The following is an 11,647-nucleotide window of genomic DNA, read 5'->3' as shown; positions in this document are numbered from 1 at the left end:
GTGATGTCGCTCTGGTGCGCCGGGGCGCCAGGTGGTCGTGGTCCGCCGGTCATCTCCCCGGCCAGGACGGCACCCGGTGACCGGCGCTCTTGACGGTCCAGTCCGCGTAGGCCGCCTTCGCCTCCTGGTCCGGTTCCCGGTCACGGCGGGACAGGGCGAGCAACACGGCGGTCACGGCGGCCAGTTCGGCGGCGTCGGGCCGGCCGCGCACCACGGTGATGTGCGTCTCGTCGGTCATGGCACCAGCGTGCATGTACCAGCTAGAGCGGCCCTCGCGCCGCGAACGCGACCGAGCCGAGGACCGGGAGGTCCTCGGCTCGGTTGCCGCTGGGGTGCCGGCCCCGGGGCGTGCGGTCAGTCGATCACGCGCTCGTAGGCCACGTGCCGGGTCCGCTCCAGCACGACCTCGGCGCCGCGCTGCAGCTCCCGCCGGGCGGCCTGGACCGGTTCGCTGTCCAGGGCCCGGTCCAGGGACTCGGCGTCCCGCCACCACAGCACGCCCGTGTAGAGGGCGGGCCGCAGCAGGGAGCGCAGCAGGTCGCTGCCGCCGAAGCCGTCCGCCTCGCCGAGGAGCTCGGTGAGGGCGGCGAACCGCCGCTCGAAGACGCGCCAGTCCCCGCCGACCCGGGCGCGCAGCAGGACCACGCTCTCGGTGCCGGGACGGGCGTTGTCGCGCAGCACCCGGTCGACGCTGACGGCCTGGTCGACCTCCGTCTCGACGAGCGGCTCCAGTCGCTCGACGTGGCCCAGGAAGGTCTCGTCGTGCACGGTGTCGCGGAAGGCGCGCAGGGTGCGCCAGTGTCCCAGGTGGACGTAGATGTGGGGGTGTTCGGCGAGGCGTACGGTCACCAGGAAGTCGAAGTCGGTGCGGCGGCGCAGGAACTGGGAGTGTTCCCGGAACAGCCGCTCGAACCTGTCGGTGTCGCCCTTCACCTCGAAACGGTTGATGATCGTGACGGGTCCGGTGAGGTCACGTCCCGGCATGCACGTCCTCCGCGAATTGCTTGGCATGGCGCAGGGTGGTGGAACTGTTGGTGCCCAGGGCCTTGCGGACCAGGGCCCGGGCCTCGGCGAGCGTGGCGTCGGGGCCGAGCGCGGAGCGTACTCCCTCGGGGTCGAGCACCACCGTGTGCCACGAGGTGACGGTGAGGGTCTCCCCGTCGCCCGACGGTTCGATGGTCCAGCGTCCCGTGTGTACCCGCATCGCCACGGGTACCCGCAGCTGCTTGTACACGATCTCCTCGCGGTCCCTGAGACACACCCGGACCGAGGTGGTGTTGTGCAGGGAGCCGTCCGGGCTGCGGGTGTCCATGTCCATGTGCTGGATGCCCGGTTCGTCCTCGGTGAGGGCGAGCCGCGCCACATGGGGCAGCCGCTCCGGCCACAGGTCGGCACGGTCCAGGAAGGCGTACACGTCGCCGGCGGCTCCGGCGACCGTCACCGAGTCGCTGAACGTGAACTGCAGTTCCGCGGCGGACTCGCCGAGTTCCGCGGCGTTCTTCAGGGCGGCGAGTTCGGCGACGCTGTTGCGGTCGACGGCGCGCTCGATGAGCTCCTCGGCCTCCGGGTCGTCATGGACGGCGCGGTAGTCGTGCAGGAGCACCACCCGCGTCGTGCCGTCCTCCAGGGCCTCGATGCGCCAGGTGCCGCCCATCGAGGCGACGGGGGCCGCCGGGACCACCTGGCGGAAGGTGACGGTGCGGGAGTGCGGGTCGAGGGTGCGGCGCGAGGTCCAGGTGCGCACCTGTTCGTTGGCGATCGCCCAGATGCGCAGCAGCTGTTCACCCGTGCCCGCGTCGTCGCGGCTCTCCTCCAGCACCTCGACGTGCACGGTCGGGCCGAACACCTGGGGCCAGGAGGCGACGTCCGCCACCAGCGCGTAGCAGGCCTGCGGTGGCGCCGCCACGGTGATGGAGTGTTCCGTGAGGTGGGTGCCGGTGACGGGGGCGGTGTCCGGTGAATCGCTCGTAACGGTCGTCGCCACGGCGGGTCCTTCCTTCGAATCGTGCCGTCGGGGACGGCGGTCAGCAGAGTGGCACAGCCGCCTCGAGCGCACCTCGACGGCGGGTGGAGACCGGCCGCATCGGGCCGGGTACGGCGTCAGGACCTGCCGGTATCGTCCTCCCGGTCCGGGGCCCAGTCGGGGCGTGCGGTGATCTCGACGACGGCGCAGCCCCAGCTGTAGCCCGCCCCGACGCTGACGAGCACCAGGCGGTCGCCGGGCCCGGCCTTTCCGGAGACCAGCAGGTGGTCGAGGCTCGCGAACTGGTCGCCGGCCCCCAGGTGCCCGACGGTCCGGCTGAACTCCCAGGTGGTGCGGTCCGGTTCGATGCCGAATGGCTTGTAATAGATGGCCTGCAGCCGACGCCGCCCGAAGTGCGGGAGCACCACCCAGCGCGCGTCGCCCAGTTCCATGCCGGCGTCGGCGAGGGCCTGCTTGAGCACGGTCTGCTGCCCGGCGTGCGCCCGGGTGATGGCGTACGACATCCCCACCCGTCCGACGAAGGCCCGCTTGGCCTCCTCGAAGTCGACGGGCATCCGGCTGCTGAACGGGGCCCTGGTGAACGGCTCGTCACCGCGGTGCAGGGGCTCCAGCGACGCGTCGGCGTGCAGGGCCAGGGAGACCAGCCGGGCGAAGCCGCCGCGCCGGGACAGCACCAGCGCCGAGGCGCCGTCGGCGTAGGGCGTGCCGGGGTCGGTCTGCCAGCGGTCGATGCCGGGGGTGCAGAAGCGGTCGGCGCAGGTGAGCAGCGCGTCGCCGTGACCGTGGCCGGCCGTGAGGTAGGCGGCGGCCAGATCGAGGGCGGCGAGGCCCCCGTTCGACATCTGCCGGATCTCCAGGGCGGGGCAGTTGTTGCCGAGGGCCTCCCGCTGGATGTACGAGGCCACCGGCCACAGGTCCTGGCCCTGGTGGTAGGTGTCGGCGTGCAGCACCAGGTCGACGTCGGCGGGGGCGCTGCCCGCACGGCCCAGTGCCGTGCGGGCGGCGTGTGCCGCCATCTCGGCGGCGGACTCGTCCGGGGCGTACGCCACCGAGACGGCGCCGGTGGCGGCGGCGAGGCCGGGCGGGCACTCGCCCGCGGCCACCGCGTCGTCGATACGTAGACGGGACGGGAGACGTACGGAGGTCCCCCGCAGGTAGATGTCTTCCACACGCACAGCCGCTCCAGAGGCTCCAGAGGGTTCGAAGAGGTCAGCCGGCCGGTGCGGCCACCAGGCTCTCGGTGTCCCGGCGCCGCTCCGGCGCGTCGGACAGGACGTAGTGGACGGCGTCGAGCAGGGCCGTCAGGGCCGCACCCGTCGCATGCCGGTCCACGCCGACGGTGCCCCAGCGCCGGTCGCCGCACCGGAACGACAGCAGCACCCGCACCGAGGGCGGCGCCGTGCGGTCCCCGGCGAGTTCCCGGACCGTGTGCCCGGTCAGGCGCAGCCCGGTCAGCGCGGGGAAGACCGGGTCCAGGGCCTGGTGCAGCGCGGCGTCCAGGGCGTGCACGGGCTCCCGGCCCAGGCCGGTGGCGGTGCGCGGGGTCCCCGCGACACGCAGGCCTATCGAGGCCTGTGCACCGCCGTCCCCGTCCAGGGCCACCTGCCAGGACTCCACGCCGAACGGCGCCGGCGGGGTGTGCCCGGCCAGCTCGGCACGGAGCAGCAGCGCGAAGGAGGCGTCGGCGGACTCGAAGCTGTAGCCGCGGCTCTCCAGCTCCTTGACCCGGGCCGCGGCCCGGCCCACCGCGTCGGAACCGGCGGCGACGTCGTAGCCCAGTTCGCGGGCCTTCAGCTCGACGGAGGAACGGCCACCCATGTCGGAGACCAGGACGCGCATGGCGTTGCCGACACGGGCCGGGTCGATGTGCTGGTACAGGCCGGGGTCGACGCGCAGCGCCGAGGCGTGCAGGCCCGCCTTGTGGGTGAAGGCGGCCGTGCCGACGTAGGGGGCCGCGGGGACGCGGGGGATCCCGGTGACCTCCGCGATGACCCGGCCGGTGGGCTCCAGTTCCACGAGCCGCTCCAGGGGGATCACCTCCCGGCCCCGCTTGAGGACGAGGTTCGCCATGACGGTGAACAGGTTCGCGTTGCCGCAGCGTTCGCCGTAGCCGTGCGCGGTGCCCTGGGCGTGCACGGCACCCGCGTCCACGGCGGCCATGGTGTTGGCGACCGCGCAGCCGGTGTCGTCGTGACAGTGGATGCCGATGGCGGCGCCGGTCATGGCGATGGTGTCGGCGACGACCGCCTTGACCTCCTCCGGCAGCGAACCGCCGTTGGTGTCGCACAGCACCACGGTCTCGGCGCCGGCCTCCGCGGCGGTGCGCACCACTTCCAGGGCGTACTCACGGTTGGAGACGTAGCCGTCGAAGTAGTGCTCGGCGTCCAGGAACACCCGGCGTCCGGCGAGCACCAGGTGCTGCACCGTGGACCGGATCATGGCGAGGTTCTCGGCGAGCGTGGTGCGCAGGGCCCGGTCGACATGGCCGGTGTGGCTCTTGGCGACGAGCGTCACCACGGGCGTCTCCGCCTGGAGCAGCGCCCGCACCTGCGGGTCCTGCGAGACGGCGACGTCCGGCCTGCGGGTGGCGCCGAAGGCCGTCAGCAGGGCGGCTCTGAGGTCGAGTTCGGTGCGTGCCCTGCGGAAGAACTCGGTGTCCTTCGGTACCGCGCCGGGCCAGCCGCCCTCGATGAATCCCACGCCGAGGGCGTCCAGGCTGCGCGCAATGGCGAGCTTGTCGTCGACGGTGAGGGCAAGACCCGCCATCTGGGTTCCGTCGCGCAGGGTCGTGTCGTAGAGCTGGAAGCTCTGTTGCACCATCGCCCCTCCTTCCTGTCGGCCTGCAGCGGGCTCGCTGCGCGGCTTCACCCAGGGTCCGGCCCGGGGCTCGCAAGCACCCGGAGCTGTGCTTGAACGCTGCCGGGGGTGGGGGTGGGGCCGTCCGGCGCCCGCGGGTTCGTGGTGGCCGCTCGGGCGGTCGTCCGCCCGGGCACGACTGAGGGGCCGGGCGGCTGGTGCGCCGTCCGGCCCCTGTGCTGCCGTGCCGGGTGTCTGCTCAGGAGGCCGGTGCGGTCTCGGGCTCGCCGGCCGGCTGCTCCTGGCGCAGCCGCTTGGGCAGGGCGAACATCAGCAGGAGCACCACGGCGGTGACCCCGATGAAGGCCTTCAGCAGCGTGCGGAAGCTGTCGGAGAAGGAGTCACCGACCTGCGCCTTGCCGTACGTGCCGACGATCTGGGCGACCTTGGCGTCCCGCAGCGGCTGCACGGTGCAGCTCGCGGGCACGACGGAGGCGTCCTTCTCGCTCGCCCGGTCGATGGCGCAGGTCCGGTAGGCCGCGGCGATCTTGTCCGCGTCACCGGGGGTGACCTGCGCGCTCGCCACCAGTTCCTTGCGCAGCTGCGGAAGCTGGTGATCGACGTTGTCCGTGGTGTTGCCGACGATGCCGCCGAAGAAGATCACGCTGATCAGGGCGCCACCGATGGCGAAGCCCAGCTGGGTGTTGGTGTTGACCACACCGGAGGCCGAACCCGCGTGCTCGTGCGGCACCTCGGAGGTGACGATCAGCGGCAGCGGGGTGGCCACCGTGCCGAAGCCGAGGCCGACCAGGAACAGCGGGATCGCGATCTTCCAGGAGGTGACGTCGTGGCCGTACTTGCCGGCCACCCAGATGTACGAGCCCAGGCCGGCCATCAGCACCACGGCACCGATCTGCATCGCCTTGCGGCCGAACTTGGGCACCAGGATCATCACGGACGAGGTGGCGGTGAGGAAGGCGCCGACGCAGAACGGGAGGCTGGTCAGACCGGCCCGCATCGGGGACCAGCCCTGGCCGACCTGCATGTACAGCGTCCAGCCGATGGTGAACATGCCCATGCCCGCGTAGAAGATCAGGTTCACGCCGAGGCCGGCCGAGTAGCTGCGGGTGCGGAAGAGACCCAGCTCCACCAGCGGCGATCCGTCCCGGCGGGTCTTCTCGCGCTGCCAGGCGACGAAGCCGGCGATCACCAGCACCGAGGCCCCCATGGAGACGAAGCCCAGCACGGGCCAGCCCATCTCGCGGCCCTGCAGCAGCGGGAAGACCAGCATCACGAAGCCGAGGGTCAGCAGCACCACGCCACGGATGTCCAGCCGCAGCGCCTGCGGTGCCTTCGACTCGGTGATGACCTTCGCGCCGTACACCAGGCCCACCAGGCCGACGGGCACGTTGACCAGGAACACCAGCCGCCAGTCGAGACCGAACAGGTTCCACTCCACGAGCAGGCCGCCGAGGGCCAGACCGAGCGTCGCGGCGAGACCGCCGACCAGGCCGTGCAGGGCGAAGGCGGTGCCGCGTTCCTTGTCGTTGAAGGTGACGTGGATGATCGACAGCACCTGCGGCACCATCACACCGGACGAGGCACCCTGGATCACCCGCGCCACGACCAGCTGCCACGGCTCCTGGGCGATGCCGGCCGCGAGCGAGCACAGCGTGAACCCGGCGACGCCGACGAGGAACATCTTCTTGCGGCCGTAGATGTCACCGAGCCGCCCGCCGAGGATCAGGGTCAGGGCGAAGGCGAGCTGGTAGCCCACCAGAACCCACTGGATGGCCGAGTACCCGGCGCCCAGCTCCCGCTGCATGGACGGCGCCGCCACATTGGCGATCGTGCCGTCCAGCAGATCCAGGAAGGCGGAGACGAGCAGCACCAGCAGAGCTGCCCAGCGCCGGGGGTCCAGCGGCCTGTCCCCCGCCGTCGGATCCGCGCCCGTCGTCCTGCTGTCCACCTCCGTCTCGACGGACGATGCCTGTTCGGACGAAATAGCCATGATGTGGCCTCTCTGATTACTTGGGGGGTTGTTGGGGGGTCGTTGTGGGGCAAGCGGGCGATGGTGGGCAAACCTGTCGCCCACCGGGCAGGATGACCGCGGTCAGTGGAATTCCGCTCGAGTCCTGCTGAAGCGCGGCGCAGGGGTGGCGGGCCCACTGTCCGTCTCCTCGAAGCGACGGGCCCCCTCGTCCCGGCTGCGGGTGAGGACCGGGCGGGCAAACCCCCGCCGCAGCGGGGGCCAGTTGAGCGGGTCGCTCCGGTCGGGCAACCGCTCCGGGTCCAGCCGCAGACCCTTCAGCAGCGCCCCGTAGAACCGCTCCTCCAGCGCGCCGACGGCCACGTGGCCGCCGTCGGCACACTCGTAACAGGTGTAGAAGGGCGCCCCGCCGTCCAGCAGGTTGACCCCGCGCTCATGCCGCCACTGGCCGCTGTCGGCCATCGCGGTCAGCATGCCGAGCATCGCCCCGGCCCCGTCCACGATCGCGGCGTCCACCACCTGCCCCCGGCCGGAGGACTGCCGCTCGTACAGCGCGGCCAGCACCCCGGCGACCAGGAACATCGCGCCGCCCGCGAAGTCCCCCAGCAGGTTGACCGGTGGCACGGGGGGACCGCCGGCCTCCCCGATCGCGTGCAGGGCGCCGGTCAGCGCCAGGTAGTTGATGTCATGGCCCGGGGTGCGGGCGAGCGGCCCCTCCTGGCCCCAGCCGGTCATCCGGCCGTACACCAGGCGGGGGTTGCGCCCCAGGCATTCGTCCGGGCCGATGCCGAGCCGCTCCGCCACGCCCGGCCTGAACCCCTCCACCAGGACGTCCGACTGCTCCAGCTGCCGCAGCAGCCAGTCGACGTCGCCCGGGTCCTTGAGGTCCAGCTCCACCGAGCGGCGCCCGCGGTCGAGTTCTCCGTGCCAGTCCGCGAACGACCGGGCGCCGTCGGTCCGGTCGACCCGCACCACGTCGGCCCCCAGGTCCGCGAAGATCATGCAGGCGAACGGGGCGGGCCCGATCGCCGCGAGCTCCACCACCCGCAGGCCGTGCAACGGTCCTGTGCCTGTCGCCATCTGCGGCTCCTCCTCGTCGGAGTGGGCACGCTGCAAGCGGCCCCTGGAACTCCGCCTCAGACCTGCTCGCGCCGCACTGGAACCGGTGCGCCGGGGCTGGAGGGGGTGCTGGGCCGCCCGCACGGTCCACCCGTGCTCGAGCCCGGCCGCCTAGCCTCCGCGGGACACCAGTACGGACCGGACCCGGGAGGGCCAGCGATGAGCAGGGACGTCACGCCGTTCCACGTGGCATTCGACGAGGCGGACCTCACCGACCTCAGGGACCGCCTGTCCCGTACCCGCTGGCCCGAGCCCCAGACCGTGGACGACTGGTCTCAGGGGGTGCCGCTGGCGTACCTGAGGGAACTGGCCGAGCACTGGCGGACCGCGTACGACTGGCGGCCGGCCGAGGCGCGGCTGAACGCCGTACCCCAGTTCCGCACCGAGATCGACGGACTGGGCGTGCACTTCCTCCATGTGCGCTCCCCGCACGCGGACGCCCTGCCGCTGCTCCTCAGCCACGGCTGGCCCGGCTCGGTCGTCGAGTTCCTCGACCTGATCCAGCCCCTGACCCACCCCGAGGACCCGGCCGACGCCTTCCACGTGGTCTGCCCCTCGCTGCCCGGCTTCGCCTTCAGCGACAAGCCGTCCGCCCCCGGCTGGACGGTCGAGCGTACGGCCGCGGCCTGGGCCGAACTGATGGGCCGGCTCGGCTACGACCGCTACGCGGCCCACGGCGTCGACTGGGGCTCCTTCCTCACCGGCGTACTCGGCGAGACCGACGCCGCCCACCTGGTGGGCGTCCACCTGGCCATGCCGTTCGCCAGGCCGCCGCAGGAACAGGTGGCCCTGGACGACAGGGACCTGGCCGGTCTCGCCGCGCTCAAGGAGTTCCAGCAGAACGAGGGCGGCTACTCGGTCATCCAGGCGACCCGGCCGCAGACCCTCGGCTACGGGCTCACCGACTCCCCCGTCGCCCAGCTGGCCTGGATGGTGGAGAAGTACTGGGCGTGGAGCGACCACGACGGCGACCTGGAGAAGCTGGTCCCGCGCGACACGCTGCTCGACTGCGTGACCCTGGCGTGGCTGTGCCGCACCGGTGCCTCGTCGGCCCGCATCTACTGGGAGAGCCACAACAAGATGGCCCTCGCCCCCGTGCACGTGCCCGCGGCGCTCTCGGTGTTCCCCAAGGACGCGCGGATGCCGCGGGCCTGGTGCGAGGGGCGTTTCACGGATCTGCGGCGGTGGACGGACCACGAACGCGGGGGGCACTTCCCGGCGTTGGAGCAGCCGGAGCTGCTGGTGGAGGAACTCCGGTCCTTCTTCCGGACCCTGCGCTGAGCGCGCCTCCCGTGCGGCCGCGCCACACCGTCGCGCGCGTACCGCGCCGACGCGGCGGGCCGCACAGGAACGCCGCCCCGCGCCCCCTCCCGGCGCCGGACCGGCCGCAGTCGACATCGCTCGCCCTACCGAGGAGCCACGATCGTGCCTGACGCGCACTCCTCCGCAGACCTGCCCCCCTTCCCCTTCCCCGGGTCGAGTTACCGCGGGCCCGCCCCGCTGTTCGCCCGGCTGCGGCGCGAGCGGCCCGTCGTGCGGGTGGTGTGGCAGGGCGGCGGCCACGCCTGGCTGGTCACCCGGTACGCCGACATCAAGGCCGCGCTCGAAGAGCCCCGGCTCAGCCGGGCCGCCGCCTACGCGCCCGGGGCCCCGACCTTCAGCGGCCTCTTCCAGGCGCCGCCCGGAATGATCATCTCGGTCGACCCGCCCGACCACACCCGGCTGCGCGCCCTGGCCGAGCAGGCCTTCTCGGCCGGGCGGATCGAGGCGATGCGCCCCCGGGTACGGGAGCTGGCGTCCCGGCTGCTGGACTCGCTGGAGGGAGCGGCGAAGGCGACCGGCGGCCCCGTGGACCTGGTCGCCTCCTTCGCGGCGCCGCTCGCGATGACCGTGATCTGCGAGCTCCTCGGCGTCCCCGAGGCGGACCGGGAGCAGTTCCACACCTGGGTACGGCAGTTCGCCGACGTGTCGGCGCCCCCCGAGCACAGCGCGGAGGGTGGGAAGAAGCTGGGCGAGTACATCGCGGGCCTGGTGGCGGCCAAGCAGCGGACCCCCGGCGACGACGTCCTCTCGGCACTCGTCGCCGCCCGGCTGCGGACTCCCCTCACGACCGGCCCCGGCGCAGCCGCGGACGACACGCTCTCCTTCGACGAACTGGTCGCCCTCGGCTTCACCCTCCTGGGCGCCGGCTTCGACTCCTCCGCGGGCCAGCTCGCCAACGTCACCCTGGCCCTGCTCGCCGACCATCCCGCCTCCTGGCGGCACCTGGGCGAACACCCCGAGGACGTCCCGGCCGCCGTCGAGGAACTGCTGCGCACGGTCAACCTCAACGGCAACGACACCTCGGGCCTGCCGAGGATCGCCACCGAGGACGTGGTCATCGGCGGTGTCACCGTCCCGGCCGGCGACGCGGTCTTCCTCGCGTTCCCCTCGGGCAACCGGGACGCCACCGTGTTCGAGCACCCCGACCACGTCGACCTGCGGCGCGCGGGACCCGGGCACCTGGCGTTCGGCCACGGCATCCACCGCTGCCTCGGGGCGCCGCTGGCCCGCCTCGAACTGTCCGTCGCCCTTGCGGAGTTGACCCGCCGCTTCCCCGGCGCCCGGCTCGCCGTGCCGGAACGGGACCTGTCCTGGCGGCTGGGCGACGTGAACCACAACCTGCTGGCCCTTCCCCTCCATCTGCACCTCTGACGCGCATTCCCAGGGAGCACCCATGACCACCGAGCACCTGCCCGCGACGAGCCGGGAGATCCGGCTCGCCGCCTACCCCGAAGGACCCGTCACCCTGGAGCACTTCGAGCCCGGCGAGTCGCCGCTCGAAGAACCCGGCGAGGGCCAGGTCGTCGTACGCAACGACTGGATGACGCTGGGCTCCGTCGCCCGGGACCAGATGAACCCGGACACCGCGCTGCCGATCCCGGTGTTCCAGCCGGGCGTGGCCATGTGGGGCCGTACGGTGGGCACGGTGGTCAGGTCCCACAGCCCGCTGCTCGCCGTGGGCGATCTGGTCGAGCACTTCAACGGGTGGCGCGAGTACGCCGTCGGCACCGCCCACGAGTTCTTCAAGCGGGACCGCTCGCTGCTGCCGGGGCCGGAGTACTTCCTCTCCCAGGGCCCGACCGCCTGGCACGGCATGGTCGGCACCGCCGAGGTCGCCGAGGGCGACGTGGTGTTCGTGTCCGGCGCCACCAACGGGGTCGGCGCGCTGGCCGGGCAGATCGCCAGGCTGAAGGGCGCGGCGAAGGTCATCGGCAGCACCGGTTCCAAGGAGAAGGTCGACTTCCTGGTGGACGAGCTCGGCTTCGACGCCGCGTTCGACTACCACGACGGCCCGGTGGCCGAGCAGCTGGCGGAGCTGGCCCCGGACGGGCTGAACGTGGTCTTCGACAACGTGGGCGGCGAGCAGTTCGAGGCGGCGGTCCAGATCGCCGCGCCGGGCGCCAGGTTCGCGCTGTGCGGTGCGCTGGCCGGGCAGCACGGTGCGGACGAGGGCGGCCGTCCCCGGCTCGCGCTGATGTCGGCCATCACCAAGTCGCTGACGCTGCGGGGCTTCGCGACGCTGCACACGCCGGACCAGATCGAGGAGTGGAACGCCCAGTTCGGCGCCTGGCTGCGCGAGGGGCGGATCGTCTTCCCGCACACTGTGGTCGAGGGCGGGGTGGCCGTACTGCCCGAGACCTTCGTGGCACTGCTGGAACGCAGGTACAGCGGCACCGTCGTGGTGAAGCTGTCCTGAACGGGGCCCCGCTCGCGGG

The 11,647-nt window shown here is 72.6% G+C and carries 10 protein-coding genes; 3 read left to right on the top strand and 7 right to left on the bottom strand.

Features of this window, described 5'->3' with window-relative positions; translation table 11 throughout:
* Positions 1-49: 49 nt before the first annotated feature.
* From IO33_RS0126925 to IO33_RS0126895, 7 genes are all read right to left on the bottom strand, one after another.
* Complete coding sequence (locus tag IO33_RS0126925) at positions 50-238, bottom strand: acyl-CoA carboxylase subunit epsilon (protein ID WP_031169524.1); 189 nt, start codon at positions 236-238, stop codon at positions 50-52.
* A 116-nt stretch (positions 239-354) separates the two neighbouring features.
* Entirely contained in the window at positions 355-984 is a 630-nt protein-coding gene (locus IO33_RS0126920) for an antibiotic biosynthesis monooxygenase (RefSeq protein WP_031169522.1), read from the bottom strand.
* On the bottom strand, positions 971-1,984 hold the full coding sequence (locus IO33_RS0126915) for an aromatase/cyclase (RefSeq protein ID WP_078963909.1): 1,014 nt from the start codon (positions 1,982-1,984) through the stop codon (positions 971-973). Before IO33_RS0126915 ends, IO33_RS0126920 begins: the two co-directional genes overlap by 14 nt.
* Before the next feature lie 116 nt (positions 1,985-2,100).
* Positions 2,101-3,159 carry a ketoacyl-ACP synthase III family protein gene (locus tag IO33_RS0126910; RefSeq protein WP_031169518.1) on the bottom strand — a complete coding sequence of 353 codons (1,059 nt, stop codon included), beginning with the start codon at positions 3,157-3,159 and terminating at the stop codon, positions 2,101-2,103.
* Positions 3,160-3,193: 34 nt separating this feature from the next.
* Positions 3,194-4,804 carry a citramalate synthase gene (cimA, locus tag IO33_RS0126905; protein WP_037686003.1) on the bottom strand — a complete coding sequence of 537 codons (1,611 nt, stop codon included), beginning with the start codon at positions 4,802-4,804 and terminating at the stop codon, positions 3,194-3,196.
* Between the two features lie 235 nt (positions 4,805-5,039).
* Positions 5,040-6,791 (bottom strand): MFS transporter, encoded by a 1,752-nt coding sequence (locus IO33_RS0126900; protein WP_078963908.1) that lies wholly within the window; start codon positions 6,789-6,791, stop codon positions 5,040-5,042.
* 102 nt (positions 6,792-6,893) lie between these two features.
* The gene (locus tag IO33_RS0126895) at positions 6,894-7,850 is read right to left on the bottom strand and encodes a CaiB/BaiF CoA transferase family protein (protein ID WP_078963907.1); all 957 of its coding nucleotides are present in this window, start codon (positions 7,848-7,850) and stop codon (positions 6,894-6,896) included.
* A gap of 198 nt (positions 7,851-8,048) precedes the next feature.
* Here IO33_RS0126895 and IO33_RS0126890 point away from each other — a divergent pair, with 198 nt between their 5' ends.
* The 3 genes from IO33_RS0126890 (at position 8,049) to IO33_RS0126880 (ending at position 11,628) form a co-directional block, all read left to right on the top strand.
* A complete protein-coding gene (locus IO33_RS0126890) occupies positions 8,049-9,170 on the top strand; it encodes an epoxide hydrolase family protein (protein ID WP_031169510.1) in 1,122 nt (373 codons plus the stop codon).
* A gap of 144 nt (positions 9,171-9,314) precedes the next feature.
* On the top strand, positions 9,315-10,583 hold the full coding sequence (locus IO33_RS0126885) for a cytochrome P450 (RefSeq protein WP_031169508.1): 1,269 nt from the start codon (positions 9,315-9,317) through the stop codon (positions 10,581-10,583).
* 22 nt (positions 10,584-10,605) lie between these two features.
* Positions 10,606-11,628 (top strand): MDR family NADP-dependent oxidoreductase, encoded by a 1,023-nt coding sequence (locus tag IO33_RS0126880; RefSeq protein WP_031169507.1) that lies wholly within the window; start codon positions 10,606-10,608, stop codon positions 11,626-11,628.
* The last annotated feature ends 19 nt before the right edge of the window (positions 11,629-11,647 follow it).

The sequence above is a fragment of the Streptomyces durhamensis genome, assembly GCF_000725475.1.
Lineage (GTDB): Bacteria > Actinomycetota > Actinomycetes > Streptomycetales > Streptomycetaceae > Streptomyces > Streptomyces filipinensis.
The sequence above is the reverse complement of the archived record's forward strand: the minus strand, read 5'-3'. Positions and strand labels throughout refer to the sequence as shown.

Bases quoted from the DNA above. Each gene is read 5' to 3' on its own strand.
- IO33_RS0126895 (WP_078963907.1), bottom strand. From the start codon at position 7,850: ATGGCGACAGGCACAGGACCGTTGCACGGCCTGCGGGTGGTGGAGCTC.
- IO33_RS0126900 (WP_078963908.1), bottom strand. From the start codon at position 6,791: ATGGCTATTTCGTCCGAACAGGCATCGTCCGTCGAGACGGAGGTGGAC.
- IO33_RS0126880 (WP_031169507.1), top strand. From the start codon at position 10,606: ATGACCACCGAGCACCTGCCCGCGACGAGCCGGGAGATCCGGCTCGCC.
- IO33_RS0126890 (WP_031169510.1), top strand. From the start codon at position 8,049: ATGAGCAGGGACGTCACGCCGTTCCACGTGGCATTCGACGAGGCGGAC.
- IO33_RS0126925 (WP_031169524.1), bottom strand. From the start codon at position 238: ATGACCGACGAGACGCACATCACCGTGGTGCGCGGCCGGCCCGACGCC.
- cimA (WP_037686003.1), bottom strand. From the start codon at position 4,804: ATGGTGCAACAGAGCTTCCAGCTCTACGACACGACCCTGCGCGACGGA.
- IO33_RS0126920 (WP_031169522.1), bottom strand. From the start codon at position 984: ATGCCGGGACGTGACCTCACCGGACCCGTCACGATCATCAACCGTTTC.